General features: G+C 66.7%; 16 protein-coding genes. 4 read left to right on the plus strand and 12 right to left on the minus strand.

Features of this window, described 5'->3' with window-relative positions:
• Window positions 1-125: 125 nt before the first annotated feature.
• Window positions 126-581: a peroxiredoxin gene (locus tag MF610_RS01920; RefSeq protein WP_242192415.1), complete on the minus strand. Its 456-nt coding sequence runs from the start codon at window positions 579-581 to the stop codon at window positions 126-128.
• Window positions 568-3,249 carry a bifunctional [glutamine synthetase] adenylyltransferase/[glutamine synthetase]-adenylyl-L-tyrosine phosphorylase gene (locus MF610_RS01925; protein WP_242192416.1) on the minus strand — a complete coding sequence of 894 codons (2,682 nt, stop codon included), beginning with the start codon at window positions 3,247-3,249 and terminating at the stop codon, window positions 568-570. Before MF610_RS01925 ends, MF610_RS01920 begins: the two co-directional genes overlap by 14 nt.
• Window positions 3,250-3,334: 85 nt before the next feature.
• Between MF610_RS01925 and MF610_RS01930 the strand changes: the two genes are divergently transcribed.
• Window positions 3,335-3,511 (plus strand): hypothetical protein, encoded by a 177-nt coding sequence (locus tag MF610_RS01930; protein ID WP_242192417.1) that lies wholly within the window; start codon window positions 3,335-3,337, stop codon window positions 3,509-3,511.
• A gap of 6 nt (window positions 3,512-3,517) precedes the next feature.
• On the opposite strand, the gene MF610_RS01935 is transcribed toward MF610_RS01930, so the two are convergent.
• The 3 genes from MF610_RS01935 to MF610_RS01945 all read right to left on the minus strand — a co-directional run bounded on the left by MF610_RS01935 (window position 3,518) and on the right by MF610_RS01945 (window position 5,253).
• Window positions 3,518-4,153, minus strand: coding sequence for a sigma-70 family RNA polymerase sigma factor (locus MF610_RS01935; protein ID WP_125658812.1), 636 nt, complete (start codon window positions 4,151-4,153; stop codon window positions 3,518-3,520).
• A 116-nt stretch (window positions 4,154-4,269) separates the two neighbouring features.
• Complete coding sequence (locus tag MF610_RS01940; protein ID WP_242192418.1) at window positions 4,270-4,407, minus strand: hypothetical protein; 138 nt, start codon at window positions 4,405-4,407, stop codon at window positions 4,270-4,272.
• 39 nt (window positions 4,408-4,446) lie between these two features.
• Complete coding sequence (locus MF610_RS01945) at window positions 4,447-5,253, minus strand: response regulator (RefSeq protein ID WP_242192419.1); 807 nt, start codon at window positions 5,251-5,253, stop codon at window positions 4,447-4,449.
• 236 nt (window positions 5,254-5,489) lie between these two features.
• On the opposite strand from MF610_RS01945, the gene MF610_RS01950 reads away from it, so the two are divergent.
• Together MF610_RS01950 and MF610_RS01955 are read left to right on the plus strand one after the other, a co-directional pair.
• Complete coding sequence (locus MF610_RS01950; RefSeq protein WP_242192420.1) at window positions 5,490-5,657, plus strand: NepR family anti-sigma factor; 168 nt, start codon at window positions 5,490-5,492, stop codon at window positions 5,655-5,657.
• 91 nt (window positions 5,658-5,748) lie between these two features.
• Window positions 5,749-7,248, plus strand: a complete 1,500-nt coding sequence (locus MF610_RS01955) for a sensor histidine kinase (RefSeq protein WP_242192421.1) — start codon at window positions 5,749-5,751, stop codon at window positions 7,246-7,248.
• Here the strand turns inward: MF610_RS01955 and queE are convergent.
• The 7 genes from queE to MF610_RS01990 all read right to left on the minus strand — a co-directional run bounded on the left by queE (window position 7,245) and on the right by MF610_RS01990 (window position 13,643).
• The gene (gene queE, locus MF610_RS01960; protein WP_242192422.1) at window positions 7,245-7,880 is read right to left on the minus strand and encodes a 7-carboxy-7-deazaguanine synthase; all 636 of its coding nucleotides are present in this window, start codon (window positions 7,878-7,880) and stop codon (window positions 7,245-7,247) included. The two genes, MF610_RS01955 and queE, sit on opposite strands and share 4 nt — an antisense overlap.
• The gene (queC, locus tag MF610_RS01965; protein WP_242192423.1) at window positions 7,877-8,578 is read right to left on the minus strand and encodes a 7-cyano-7-deazaguanine synthase QueC; all 702 of its coding nucleotides are present in this window, start codon (window positions 8,576-8,578) and stop codon (window positions 7,877-7,879) included. Before queC ends, queE begins: the two co-directional genes overlap by 4 nt.
• A 153-nt stretch (window positions 8,579-8,731) precedes the next feature.
• Window positions 8,732-9,151, minus strand: a complete 420-nt coding sequence (locus MF610_RS01970; protein WP_242192424.1) for a hypothetical protein — start codon at window positions 9,149-9,151, stop codon at window positions 8,732-8,734.
• Window positions 9,152-9,175: 24 nt separating this feature from the next.
• Window positions 9,176-10,090, minus strand: coding sequence for an Hsp33 family molecular chaperone HslO (hslO, locus tag MF610_RS01975; protein WP_242192425.1), 915 nt, complete (start codon window positions 10,088-10,090; stop codon window positions 9,176-9,178).
• 366 nt (window positions 10,091-10,456) lie between these two features.
• Window positions 10,457-11,374: an ornithine carbamoyltransferase gene (argF, locus tag MF610_RS01980; RefSeq protein WP_242192426.1), complete on the minus strand. Its 918-nt coding sequence runs from the start codon at window positions 11,372-11,374 to the stop codon at window positions 10,457-10,459.
• A 144-nt stretch (window positions 11,375-11,518) separates the two neighbouring features.
• Window positions 11,519-12,709: an aspartate aminotransferase family protein gene (locus MF610_RS01985; protein WP_242192427.1), complete on the minus strand. Its 1,191-nt coding sequence runs from the start codon at window positions 12,707-12,709 to the stop codon at window positions 11,519-11,521.
• Between the two features lie 97 nt (window positions 12,710-12,806).
• Window positions 12,807-13,643 carry an ABC transporter permease gene (locus MF610_RS01990; RefSeq protein WP_242192428.1) on the minus strand — a complete coding sequence of 279 codons (837 nt, stop codon included), beginning with the start codon at window positions 13,641-13,643 and terminating at the stop codon, window positions 12,807-12,809.
• Window positions 13,644-13,728: 85 nt separating this feature from the next.
• Here MF610_RS01990 and MF610_RS01995 point away from each other — a divergent pair, with 85 nt between their 5' ends.
• Window positions 13,729-14,484 (plus strand): GcrA family cell cycle regulator, encoded by a 756-nt coding sequence (locus MF610_RS01995; RefSeq protein ID WP_242192429.1) that lies wholly within the window; start codon window positions 13,729-13,731, stop codon window positions 14,482-14,484.
• Window positions 14,485-14,513: the final 29 nt, after the last annotated feature.

A 14,513-nucleotide genomic window follows, 5' to 3' on the forward strand; every position in this document is an offset into this window, starting at 1 on the left:
GCGACGGCCGTTCGTCGCGTCGAACCGTCGTACCCATACGGTGAGTCGTTTAACCCTGTTTGCGGAATGCCGATTTGTTCCGTTCGCTCAGCATGTTCGCGGCCATCGCAATCGATTCGATCGTCTCACGCCGGGACGGCGTCGAGCACGGCTTGCGCATGGCCCGCAACCTTCACCTTGCGCCATTGCTGCGCCAGTTTTCCCGCGGCATCGAACAGGAACGTCGCCCGTTCGATCCCCATATAGCTGCGGCCGTACATCTGCTTTTCGATCCACACGCCGAATGCCTCGCACACCGACCCGTCCTCATCGCTGGCGAGCGTCACGGTCAGCGCGTGCTTGGCGACGAACCGCGTCAGCTTGGCCGGCGTGTCGCGCGACACGCCGATCACGGTCGCATCGCGCGCCGCAAACCCCTCGGCCAGTGCCGAAAAGTCCTGCGCCTCGCGCGTGCAGCCGGTCGTATCGGCCTTGGGATAGAAATAGACCACTAGCGGGCGTCCGACATAGTCGCGCAGCGCCACGACCGTGCCATCAGCCAGCGTCAGCCGGCCTTCGGGTAGCATATCACCGGTTTCCATCGTTGCCCTCCTGCTGCGCCACATCGGCCCAGGTTTCCGCGACGATCTGCCGCGCGTCGTCCAGCGTGGCAAGCGCCGCCGGCCAGTCGGCACACCCCAGCGCTGCCGCCAGGATCGGCTGTGTCGCCGCCGACGGCACCTGCCCGTCGGGTGCCACCAGCCGCATCGCGACGATCAACCGGGTCAGGAAATCATGCGCCGGCCGCAGTGCCGCGGGCAGCAGCCCTTGCTCCACCAGCGCATCGATCGCCGCGCCCAGCTGCGGCACCAGCCCCTGCCCGGCGCGCAGCTGCGTGACATGGACGGCGAACTCCAGATCGACCAGCCCGCCCGGCGCCAGCTTCGCATCCAGCGGTCCCGAAGGCGGCTTGTGCCGCGCCATGTCGGCGCGCATCGTCGCTGCTTCGGCCGCCACGTCACGCTCCGGCCGATCGCCACCCAGCACGCGCGCGATGATTGCCGCCGCCTCCGCCTGCCCCGCCGGTGATCCGACGATCGGCCGTGCCCGGGCGAGCGCCATATGCTCCCACGTCCACGCATCCTCGCGCTGATAGCGTTCGAACCCGGCCAGCGACACGACCAGCGGCCCCTGCGCGCCCGACGGCCGCAGCCGCGTATCGACCTCGTACAGCGGCCCCGACGCGGTCTGTACCGACAACGCTGCCGTCAATCGCTGCGCCAGCCGGTTGTAGTAGAGTACCGCCCCCAGCGGCTTCGCCCCATCGGACTCGCCGGAAAAATCGCCCGTGAAGCAATAGACCAAGTCGAGGTCGGAGGCATGGGTCAGCGCCCCGCCCCCCAGCCGCCCCAGCGCCAGCACGATCAACTCGCTGCATGGCACCCGGCCATGCCGCTGCGCAAACTCATCGGTCGTCGCCGCCGACAGCACCCGCACCGCCGCTTCCGCCACCCGCGCATAGCCCGCCGCCACCGCCAGCGGATCGCCGGTCCCGGCGACCACCTGCACGCCCAGCATGAACCGTTTTTCGTTCACCACGTCGCGCACATGGTCGAGCAGTCGCTCATACCCGTCGCCGCCCCGCGCATCCATCTCCGCGGCCAGCGCCTCGACCGAGCCGACCGGTTCCAGCGCCCGCGCATCGATCAGCGCGTCCAGCAACGTCGCCCGCCGCGCCAGCGCCTCGGCCAGTGTCGGGGCATGGCACAGGATCCTGCTGAGCAACCGTGCCAGTGCCGGCTGGGCCTCCAGCAGGCGGAACAGGTTGATCGCACTCGGCAATCGCGCCAGCATCGCATCGAGCCGCAACAGCGCGGCGTGCGGATCGGCAGCGGTCGCCAATCCCTCGACCAGCCCGGGCAGGCTGTCCTCCAGCGCCGCACGCGCCGCCGGACTGCGCAACGCGGGATAGGCACCCCCGCGCCAATCGGCGATCCGCCGCGCGCCCTGCTCGCCCGATGCGAAGCCCAGCGCCGTCAATCGCTCCGCCAATGGCTCCGCCTCGACCGGCAGTCGCTTCGACCCCGCTCCGTCGAGCCGGTCATAGATCGCCCCGACCGCCGCAACATGCGGCGCCAGCAGGTCGAGCAGCGCCCGCCCATCCGCCGCACCATGCAGCCGCGCCACCCGGTCCAGCGCCTCGTCCTGTTCGGGCAGGCTGTGCGTCTGCCGGTCGTCGACCATCTGCAACCGATGCTCGATCGTGCGGAACAAGGTGTAGGCGGCATCCATCGCCACCGCCTCACTACGATCGATCCGTCCGCCCGTCGCCAGCGCCGACAGCGCATCGCGGGTCGCCGGCGCGCGCAATGCCGGATCACGCCCGCCATGGACCAGTTGATGGACCTGCGCGAAGAACTCCACCTCGCGGATGCCGCCGCGCCCGCGTTTCAGGTCGTATCCCGGCCCGAACGCCTGCCCCTGCGCATAATGGTCGCGGATGCGGCGAGTGATATCCCGAATTTCGCCGATCGCGCCGTAATCCAGCGCACGCCGCCATACGAACGGCCGGATCGCCTCGAGGAACCGATCGCCCAGCGCGCGATCGCCCGCCACCGCCCGTGCGCGGATGAACGCGGCGCGCTCCCATGGCAGTGCGGCGGATTCGTAATAGGATACCGCGGCATCGACCGGCAGCGCGATCGGCGTGGCTTCGGGCGACGGCCGCAGCCGCAGGTCGACCCGCAGCACATAGCCATCGCCGTCGCGCGCCTGCAGCAGCTCGACCGCGCGCCTGGCAACCCGCACCGCCGCTTCCGCCGGATCGTCGCATTCGCGCCGGGGCAGGACGGCGGGATCGTACAGCAGGATCGGGTCGATATCGGACGAGTAATTGAGTTCGTGGCTCCCCTGTTTCCCCAGCGCGATCGCGGCGAAACCGACCGGCGCGGCACCCGGCGTGCGCTCCTCGATCGCCTGCACGATCGCGCGGTGCAGCGCGCGGTCAGCGAAATCGCTGAGCGTCCGCGTCACCTTCGTCAGGTCGTAGGCACCCGACAGATCGCCCAGCGCCACCAGCAACGCGACCCGCCGCCGCTCGATCCGCAACTGCCGCGCCAATGGCAGATCTGGCTCCGCGGCGATCGCCGACAGGATATCGTCATTGAACCCGTGGGTCCGCGTCAGGAAATCGGCTTCACGATCGATCAGTGTCGACAGGAAGGGCGAACCGTCGCGCACCCGCGCCAGCACATCCGATGAAATTTCCATTTTGCCCTCGTAGCAACCGCGACCAATGGGGCTAGCTATCGGGTAAATGCGTGAAACGAAACGACGATGCGCTCGTTAGAGACGCATGGCACCCTATGTCCCCCCTTCCGTCAAACGGCCCTTTGCGGGGCAGGTCGTTCGTGCGCCGAACGCCGGTGATGGGATCGGCCGGGCGTTGCGCGATGTCTATGGGCAGGACATGCGCCTGCCGGGAATGTGGGATCAATATGTGCAACGGCTGGACAAATGGTCCGACCGGTAATCGACCTCAGCGCTCTCGGCTGAGGTCGTCCACTTCGCCCATGATCGTGTCGAGTACGGTCTGGCCGTTGTTGTCCGGCTGTTCCGCACGCGATGGCAGCTTGCCTTCGGTCATCAACGCTTCCAGCGCAACGCGACCGCGTGCCACGCGGCTCTTGATCGTGCCAACCGCGACATTGCAGATTTCCGCTGCTTCTTCATAGGCAAAGCCACCGGCACCGACGAGGATCAGCGCTTCGCGCTGCGGCTGTGGCAGGTGTAGCAACGCACGTTGCATGTCGGCCAGTTCGACGTGGCGATCCTGGCTTGCAGGGGCGGCAAGGATGCGGTCGGCGACCAGATCGTCCCACTCGCCCTTGAAGCGCGCACGGCGCATCTGCGACAGATACAGGTTGCGCAGGATGATGAAGGTCCACGCGCGCATGTTGGTGCCGGCCTGGAACCGCTGGCGCGCGGCCCATGCCTTCAGCAGCGTTTCCTGCACCAGATCGTCCGCCAGATCGCGGCTGCCCGACAGCGACCTGCCGAACGCGCGCAGATGCGGGATGACCTGCGCCAGTTGCTTCTTGAACTCGGGGTCCGGCAACGCGACGTGCTCCCGCACCTCGCCTGCCGCGTCCTCGCTGATGTCGGATTCAGTCATTCTTATCCGTTCGCTACGCAGTCGGCCCGTGTGGGGGCTGACCCGAACATAGGGTTGTCGATGGCCGATTGCCAGCACTGCCCGGCGGTCCGTGCCGGACGGTCCGGCCGACGCCTTCAGGTGAGCAGGATATACGCCATGACCCCGATCGCGGCGACGAGCGACACGATCAGGATATAGCGGGTCACGCCGGGGGTTGCGCCTGCGCGCGCTTCGGTGGCGCTCACATGGATGCGGTCTTGATCGTCTGCCATGGCCTATCAACCCCCGAAGTTCGTTTTGGGTCCGTACCGTTATTCGGCAGCTTCCGGCACCGTCGCTTCGTCGAAGAACAGCGCCTGGCTGATCGCCGCCTTCACGGTCGAACGCTGGAACGGCTTGGTGATCAGGAACGTCGGTTCGGGACGTTCGCCGGTCAGCAACCGCTCGGGGAATGCGGTGATAAAGATCACCGGCACGTTGAATTCCGACAGGATATCCTTGACCGCATCGATGCCCGAGCTGTCGTCGGCCAGCTGGATGTCGGCCAGCACCAGGCCGGGGCGATCCTGCATGGCCAACGCGACCGCTTCGTCGCGGGTAACGGCGACGCCGGTGACGTCGTGGCCCAGATCGCGGACAATCTGCTCCAGGTCCATCGCGATCAGTGGCTCGTCCTCGATGATCATCACGCGCGAACGGGTCTGCTGCTCGATCTCGCGCAGCGCCTCGGCAACCAGATCCTCGACCTCGTCGGGGCTCGCTTCGATCAGATAGGCGGCGTCTTCGGTGGTGAAGCCTTCCATCGCGGTCAGCAGCAGTGCCTGACGCGACAACGGCGCGATGCGGGCGAGGCGCGCCTGGGCGATCGCCTCGTTCTCGTCGCCCGATGCGCTGGCCGCACCGAACGCTTCGGGCTGCGACGAGGCCCAGATCGCCTGGAAGGTGCGATATAGGCCCAGCCGGGGATCGACATCGCGCGGAAATTCTTCGGGTGCCGCGACGATCGCTTCCAGCGTCGCGCGGACATATTGATCGCCTTCGCTCTGGCTGCCGGTGAGCGCCCGGGCGTAGCGCCGGAGGAAAGGAAGGTGCGGCGCAAGCTGCTGTCCGAGCGACATGGTCAGATAGGTCTCCTTGGACGCGGCGCCGGTCGACCCGTCACCGCAAAACTCAACATCAACGATACAATCACGGAGAAAACGCCTCCCCCGAGTTCGCGTCGGGTAATGGAACCAGCGAGCGCGTCTTTAGTTTCATGTGCGCCCGACGCGTTGACGCCAGATTGTATCGACGTTGTCTGGCATGTGATTTTCGTGCCGGCATTTGACCGCGCATCGGGGGAAGGCATTGCTTCGTGAAGGATGAACAGGCGGCTCAGCAGTCGAAGGCGAAAACCGCTGCGACCCTGCCGGACAAGAGGGATGCGTCGAACCTCGGCAATGCCCTGCGCGCCGTCTATCAGGATGCAGCGGGCGAGGCCGTTCCCGATGAGATGCTCGACTTGTTGAGCAAGTTGAAATAGCCGCGGGGGCGTGACAAGCACCTCATCCGCTCGACTAAAACCGCCCAGTCCGACCGCCGCGCTTCGCCGGGCACCGACCGGCGCGAAGCTGATGCTGATCCTCAGCGCGGCGCTCCTTCCGCTGGCGCTGATCGCGCTGTTCGCGACGCTGCAGACGTCGCGGATCGCCGACATCGATCTGCGGGCGCGGCTGCGCGTGGCTGCGACCGAGGCGTCGCGCGCGCTGGCGATCGAGCTGGTCGGCGACATGACGGCGCTGCGCGTCGCGATGACCGCACTCAGCACCGATCCGGCCAACTCGCCCAGCTGCGCGCGCGTCGAAGGCGTGTTCGCGCAACAGACCTCGATCGGGGCGCGTTTCGGCATCTACTCGTCCGACGGGCGGCTGGTATGCGGGACCGCGATCCCCGTGCGCATGACCGGTGCGCCCGACGCCGGCGGCGTTCGTGCGCAGATCGTGCCCGATGGCGGATTGGTGCTGGATATCCGTGGCGTCAGCGAATCGCGCGCGGTCGCGTTCTTTCCGGTGACGATGCTGCGCGAACTGGCGCAGCCCAGCGGCTTTGCCACCCCGTTCGAGGGCGGATTGCAGCATGGCCGGGACGGCGAGCTCACCCTGACGCAGTTGCCGGTCCAGTCGGGCATCGACCGACGCGAAGGGGTCAGCATACCGCTCGGCATCGACGACCTCGCCTTCACCATGGCGGTCCGGCGCGCGCCGTTTACCTCGTCGGCGATCGTGGCGATGTTGTTGCCGCTGGTGATGTGGATCGCGGCGACCGGTATCGGCTGGTTCGTGGTCGACCGGCTGCTGATCCGTCCGCTGCGGCGGCTGCGCGATGATATTGAACGCTATCGCCCCGGCCATCCGATGGCGCAGGTCAATTTGGGTGCAATACCGGCGCAGGAAATCGCCGATCTGGGCGAGACGTTCCAGGAACTGACCCACACTGTGGAGCGCCACGAGCAATCGATGGCCGATGGACTGGTGCGGCAAACCAAGCTGACGCGCGAAGTGCATCACCGTGTGAAGAACAACCTGCAGGTCATCGCCAGCCTGATCAATTTTCACGCCCGCAGCGCGCATGGCGAGGCGGCGGTCGACGCCTATGCCACGATCCAGCGCCGCGTCGACGCGCTCGCGGTGGTCCATCGGCACCATTATGCCGAAATGGAGGAAAATCGCGGGCTCGAGCTGAAATCGGTGATCGGCGAACTGGCCTCGAACATCCGCGCCACCGCATCTAGCAACGCGACGAAGCTCGGCATCACGCTGAACGTGGAATCCGTACTGGTGACGCAGGACGTCGCGGTGGCGGTGTCGTTCCTGCTGACCGAGCTGATCGAACTCGCGGTGTCGGTGAACGCGGAGGCGCAGATCGGCGTCTCGCTTCGTCACGTCGCGGGCACCGATACCGCGGTGCTGCGCGCCAGCTCGCCGGCGTTGGTCGAAGGCGAGGAACTGGAGTCGCTCGTCGCCAGCCGCTATGGCCGGATCGTTCTGGGCCTGTCGCGTCAGCTGCGCGCGCCGCTGCATCACGACCCACTGATCGGCGCCTACGAGATCACGATCGCCGCGAAGGCAGCCTAACGCAGACCGAGCAGCTTGTGCGTTTGCAGCGAAAGGCGCCATTTCGGCCTCGCCATCGCGAAGGCGACCGCTGCGTCGCGGTTGATCGCTTCCATGCCGATCGCATCCATCGGCTGCACCAGATGGTGGGCGAAGTCCCAGCGTTCCAGTGCGTCGATGTCGATCCCGGCTTGCGGCCAGACCAGCTTCAGCTCGTCGCCCCGGCGTTGGACCACGTCGCTGCCCGCCTTCGGGCTGATACAGACCCAATCGATGCCGGGATGCGCCGCAATCGTGCCGTTGCTCTCGATCGCAACGGTGAAGCCCGTCGCATGCAGGGCGTCGACCAGCGCATCGTCGATCTGCAACATCGGCTCGCCACCGGTCAGCACGACGAAGCGGCGATTGATCGCACCATCCCAGTGGCTGACCACCGCCGCGACCAATGCCGCCGCATCGACGAACTTGCCACCGCCCGCCCCATCGGTGCCGACGAAATCGGTGTCGCAGAATTTGCAGATCGCACTCGCCCGGTCGACTTCACGCCCGGTCCATAGATTGCACCCGGCAAAGCGCACGAACACCGCGCGCCGACCGGCATGCACCCCTTCCCCCTGCAGGGTCAGGAACATTTCCTTGACCGAATAGGTCATCGGCCGGTGTCGGGCTGTTCCGCGTAGCGCGTCGGGTCGGGCAGGCCCGCCTCGACGAAACCGCGTGCGCGCAGGCGACAGCTGTCGCAGCGCCCGCAATGAAGATCGCCGACCGGATCGTAGCACGACCAGCTCATCCCGGCATCGATGCCCAGCCGGGCCGCTTCGCGCGCGATATCGGCCTTGGTCATGTTCTGCAGCGGGGCGTGGATGCGGAACGGATCGCCTTCGACCCCTGCCCGCGTCGCCAGTTCGGCCAGCCGCTCGAACCCGGCGATGAACTCCGGCCGACAGTCGGGATAGCCCGAATAGTCGAGCGCGTTGACGCCGATCCACAAATCGCGCGCGCCCGCCGCCTCCGCCCAACCCAGTGCCAGGCTAAGGAAGATCGTGTTGCGCGCCGGGACGTAGGTGACCGGGATCACGTCCTCGACCACGCCGTCCTTGGGCACGGCGATCGACGCGTCGGTCAGTGCCGAGCCGCCAAAGGCCGACAGGTCGAGCGGCAGTACGACATGGCGTTCGGCACCCAGGGCCGCCGCGATCCGCCGCGCCGCCGCCAGTTCGACCAGATGGCGTTGGTTGTAATCGATCGAGAGCGCCAGCAACCGGTGCCCGGCCTCGCGGGCCAGCGCTGCCGACACCATCGAGTCGAGTCCGCCCGACACCAGCACCACGCTGAGGGGAGTATTCGTCATGCCGCGCTCGCTAGGGCTTTCGGGAAGGGAGGGCAACCGCCACACAAAGAACGGGCCGCACGGCGGCGGCCCGAAGAGGGTTCATGCTTAGGGATAACATGCATGCCCGTAAGGACATTTCACTGTCTTACAGGATGGAGGCTAAACGTCGGCTTAACGCGAGCGGCCACCGCACGTCCCCACCCGCCGCGCCTCGTACGCATCGGCGAAGGGCATGCCGTCGACGATCCCCTCGCTTTCGATCCGCAGCGCCCGTGGCGTGTCGACATGGATCGTGGTGCGGACATGGCCCGATCCCGGACAGGTGTAATGGACCGTCGCGATGCGCGGCGTATCGTCGATCACGAACCGGCTGCACTGTGCCGACCGCAGCCGCAGGCGGAACAGCACGGCCGTATCGGCGACGCAGCTGTCGCGTGCCGCCTCGGGCGAACCGGGGCTGCGCAACGCCCATTGCCCGGGCGCCACCGACTGCATCGCGCGCAATGTCGGCGCGGCGACCGGTTGCGCGACGCCCGCCGAGGCGAGGGCCAGCGCACCGATCAGCGCGCCCCGTAACGGCAATCCCCCCATGCCCATTCCCCCAAATGGCCCGCGTCAGGCGGCGATATCGGCCAGCGCCAGCGGAAATTTCGTCGCGCAAAATGCGCAGTCGACAGTGATGATCCCGGCTTCGTCCGCCATCGCCGCCCGTTCCTCCTCCGGAAAGCGCGAGATGACGCCCGTGATATAGTCGCGGTCGCACCGGCACCCGCGGCTGAGCGTCGTGCTGGCAAGGACGCGGACTTCGCGTTCCTCGTTGAACAGCCGCCATACCAGCGTTTCCAGCGGCACCATCGGATCGGCGAGTTCGTCGGGGCTCATCGTCGCGCCCAGCGCCTCGACATGATGCCATTCGGGATGGTCGAGCCGGGTATGGAGCCGCTCGCGCCCTTCCTCCCCCTCGGGCAGGTGCTGGAGGAACATGCCGCCCGCAATCCGCTGGCCATTATCGTCGAAGCCGATGCCTAGTCGCACCAGCGACGGGATCTGTTCGGACTGCAGGAAATAGCTCTCCGCCGCCGCCGCGATCGAATCGCCGTCGAGCGGAACAATCCCCTGATAGCGTTCGCCCGACGTCACCTGATCGAACGTAATCGCCAAATAGCCCTGCCCGAACATCGCGAACAGCGACGGGTCCTCGCCCAGTTCGACCAAGCGGTCGGCGTCGAAATCGACATAACCGCGGAGTTCGCCGTTCTTATAGTCGCACACCATCAGGCGGATAATCCCGCCTTGGGTCTGCGCCTGTAGCGTCAATTGGCCTTCGGCTTCCTTCAACGTCGATCCGAGCAGCGCGGTCAACGCCAGCGTTTCGGCCAGCAGCTTTTCAATCGGTGCGGGATAGGCATGGGCGGCAAGGATCGACTGCGCCACCGACCCCAGCCGTACGACGCGGCCGCGCGCATGATGATCGGGAAGGGTGAACCCGATCGCACGGTCGAGATCGGGCAGGCGGACGGTATCGGTCAAGCGGAAGCTCCATAAACCCTGAGCGGGCAAACTGTGATCGATCGCTCACATGGGAGCCCGCCGCCGATTTCGCAAGCGCTTTGCGATATGCTGCGATTGCGAAATGTCGGGAGGTGGCGACGTAATTCGTCCAGCCGAACCGACTTCATTCCCAAAGACCGGGGTTTCTCAATGATAGCGCGGAACTGGAGCCTCGCCGGCTCCCTGAAGGCCTTCGAGCTTTTGCACTTTGGTTGAAGCACCCTCACCCTTCCCACCCGGCTCCGCCGTGCGGGCCCCTTCCCCCTCCCGGCGGGAGAGGGAGGGAGCGCCGAAGCCGCGGAAGAGTGAGGATGATCTACGGCACGCCGGGGAGTGTGTTCAGCCCTACCCCACCAATCCAAAGCACCAGCGCAGGATCGCCTTCTGCGCGTGCAACCGGTTCTCGGCTTCCGGCCAGATATGCGACTGCGGACCGTCGATGACGTCCGGCGCGACTTCCTCGCCGCGATGGGCGGGCAGGCAATGGAGGAACACCGCATCGGGCTTGGCATACGCCATCAGTGCGGCATCCACCTGGTACGGCGCCATTGCCGCCAGCTTCTGATCGGCATGCGCCTGCCCCATCGATATCCAGGTATCGGTGACGACGACATCGGCATCGCGCACGGCCGCGACCGGATCGCGGGTGATCGTCGCGCGCGCACCGGCCGCCGACAGGACGTCTGCCGACGGATCATAGCCCTCCGGACAGGCAGCGACGACATCGAAGCCCATCAGCGCGCCCGCCTCGACGATCGAATGCAGCACGTTGTTGCCGTCGCCCAACCACGCCCATTTCGTGCCCGGCAGCGCCTTGCCCGCCTCGATCACCGTCAACAGGTCGGCGACGATCTGGCACGGATGCGAGTGATCCGTCAGGCCGTTGATGACCGGAACCGAACTATAGCGCACCATTTCATCGAGCTTCGCCGGGTCATCGGTGCGCACCATGATCGCATCGCAATAGCCCGACAGGACCCGCGCGGTATCGGCAACCGTCTCGCCGCGGCCGAGCTGGGTCGTGCCGGCGTCGAGCACCAGCGCCGATCCGCCCAGTTGCCGCATCGCCATGTCGAACGACACGCGCGTACGGGTCGACGATTTTTCGAACACGCAGGCCAGCGTGTGGCCGGCAAGCGAGGCGTCGGCGTCGGCGCGGCCCTTGGGCCAGCCCTTGCGCGCGGCCTTCGCGTCGAGGGCGTCGTTGAGAATAGCGGCGATGCCGTCGGCACCGGCCGAGGCGAGATCGAGGAAATGGCGCATTATGGGTAGATCCTCCCCGGCACGGGGAGGGGGACCGTCCGCAGGACGGTGGAGGGGGTTCTCCACCAGCGCTGCGCTTTGAGGAACTCCCCCTCCACCATGCTTTGCATGGTCCCCCTCCCCGCGAGCGGGGAGGAGTTTCAATCAATCGTCGGCGACCGGCACGTACACGCGGGCCGCAGCTGACAGCTTCTCCACCGCTTGCGCGATATGGCTTTCGTCGATCACCAGCGGTGGCAGCACGCGGACGACATTGTCCCCCGCCGCCACGGTCAGCAACTGGTGCTGATCGCGCAGATGCGCCACGAAGCGGCGGCTGTCCGACTTGAGCTTGAGCCCAAGCATCAACCCCATGCCGCGCACTTCCTGAAACAGGTGATCGTGGTTCGGGATCATCTGTTCGAGGCTGGAGCGCAGGCGGTCGCCCATCGCCTTCACATGCGCGAAGAACCCGTCCGCCAGCATCACGTCGAGCACCGCCTGCCCCGCGGCACAAGCCAGCGGGTTGCCGCCATAGGTCGAGCCATGGGTACCGAACACCATGCCCTTGGCCGCTTCCTCGGTCGCGAGGCACGCACCGAACGGGAAGCCGCCGCCAATGCCCTTGGCTGCCGCGACGATGTCCGGCGTCACGCCATATTGCTCGTGCGCGAACAGCGTACCGGTCCGGCCATAACCGCACTGCACCTCGTCCAGCACCAGCAACAGGCCATGTTCGTCGCATGCCTTGCGCAGTCCGGTCAGGAATTCCGGCGTCGCGGTGCGCAGGCCGCCCTCGCCCTGCACCGGTTCGACCAGGAAGCCAGCGGTGCTGTCGTCGATCAACGCCAGCGCGCCTTCGAGATCGTTGAACTCGGCATATTTGAAGCCGGGCAGCAGCGGTTCGAACCCGTCGCGCATCTTCGCCTGATTGGTGGCGGAGATGGTGCCGAGGGTACGGCCGTGAAACGCTTGGTTGAAGGTGATGAGCGTGTGCCGCTGCGGGTTACCATTGGCGAAGTGGAACCGGCGCGCGGTCTTGATCGCGCACTCGACCGCTTCGGCACCCGAATTGGTGAAGAACACCGTGTCGGCAAAGCTGTTGTCGACGATCCGCTGCGCCAGCGCCTCGCCCTGCGGCGAACCATAGAGGTTGCTGACATGCATCAGCGTCGCGGCCTGTTCCTGGATCGCCTTCGTCAGGTGCGGATGGCCATGGCCCAGCGCGTTGACGGCGATGCCGGCGGCGAAGTCGAGATATTCGGTGCCGTCTTCACCGTACAGGTAGCAGCCCTCGCCTCGGACCGGACGCACGCCGCACCGTGGGTAGACGGGCATGAGCGCGGGGGTCGTCATCGAACTGCTCCTTTGAGAAATAACGGCGTTGAAAACGCAAAAGGGCGGCCAACCGGGCCGCCCGGAGCGACGCTCTACCGCCCCCGATGCCGTTCCGTCAATTCTTGAGCTTCCATCCCGACCGCAGCAAGGCGTAGCAGCCGAACGCCATCGCGATGTCGACCAGCAGGATGATCGCCCCGCCCACCAGCACCGGCGAATCGGCGCTTTCGAGGAAGCCGTAGCGGAAGCCGGAGATGATGTAGAAGAACGGGTTGAGGTGGCTGATCGACCGGAACAGCGGGGTCAGCGCCTCGACCGAATAGAAGGTGCCCGACAGCAGCGTCAGCGGCCCGATCACGAAATTGGTGATCGCGGCGGCATGGTCGAACTTCTCCGCCCAGATCGACGTCATCACGCCGGCCAGCGCAAGGAAGGTCGATCCGAACAGCCCGAACCACAGAACGGCGCCCGGATGCCGCGGCATCACATGGACGCCGGGATACAGCAGCATCGCCCCCCACAGGACGATACCGACGAGGAACGCGCGCGTCACCGCGCCGCCGACCAGTGCCGCGAGCAACTCGCCGGTCGACAGCGGCGGCATCAGATAATCGACCACCGTCCCCTGAATCTTGCCGACCAGCAGCGCGAAGCTGGAATTGGCGAACGCGTTGTTGAGCATCGCCATCGCAATCAGCCCGGGCGCCACGAAATCGGGAAACGGCACGCCCAGAACGGTGCGCCCCGCCCCACCCATCGCCACCGAAAAGATGACCAGGAACAGCAGCGTCGTGACCGCCGGCGCCCATATCGTCTGCAGCTGCACCTTGAAGAACCGGCGCACCTCCTTGATATAGAGCGTGCGCAGTCCACCCCAGTTGATGTTCCGGATAACCGGCACGCCGGGGTCGGCGATGGTGATTTTCGCGCGTAACGGGGATTGTTCCTGCATGGCTGTGTCGCCTAATCGCTGGCGCGCGCGGCGGCAAGGACGATGGTCGCGGCGCGCATGAGTGAATTGAAGGACAAGGACGGGCATGAGCTGGACCGAAGAACGCATCGCGACGCTGGCCAAGATGTGGGAATCGGGCATGACCGCCAGCCAGATCGCCGAGGAACTGGGCGGGATCAGCCGCAATGCGGTAATCGGCAAGGCACATCGCCTGGGGCTGCAGTCGCGCCCGTCGCCGGTGCGCTCGAACGATGCGGCCAAGGCAGCGGCGCCTGCGCCGAAGCCCGCAGCCCCCGAACCCGCGCCGGTCGTCGCCGCACCGCCGCCCCCCCCGCCGCCCGCGCCCAAGCCGGCGCCGGAACCCGCGCCTGCCCCCGAACCCGTTGCCGCTGCGCCGGTTGAGGACGATCCTTTCACGCCGCTGCCTGAAGAGGATCAGGCGGATGAGGTCGAGGAAGAAGAGGAAGAGGACGACGCCCCGGCCGCTGCGCCGCGTCGTGCCGAACCGGTGATGCGCTCGGTCGGCCCCGGTGGCTTCCTGCGCCAGAATCCGGGCGAGCAGAGCGCGCCGCTGACGCCGGCACCGCCGCGTCGCCTCGTGCCCGCACGGCCGAGCGATGCGATCGCGGGCAAGACGACGTTGCTCGACCTGAACGACCGCATCTGCAAATGGCCGATCGGCCATCCCGGCGAGCCCGACTTCCATTTCTGCGGCGACAAGGTGAACCCAGGCTTCCCCTATTGCGTCGACCATTGCGGCCATGCCTATCAGGCGCAGCTTCCGCGTCGCGACCGCCGCCCGCCGCCACCGCTGCCCTATGGCGGCCCGCGCGTCCGCTGATCGCGCAAGGTCGAGCAAAGCTCGACCGC

Source organism: Sphingomonas hankookensis, from assembly GCF_022664465.1.
Taxonomy (GTDB): domain Bacteria; phylum Pseudomonadota; class Alphaproteobacteria; order Sphingomonadales; family Sphingomonadaceae; genus Sphingomonas; species Sphingomonas hankookensis.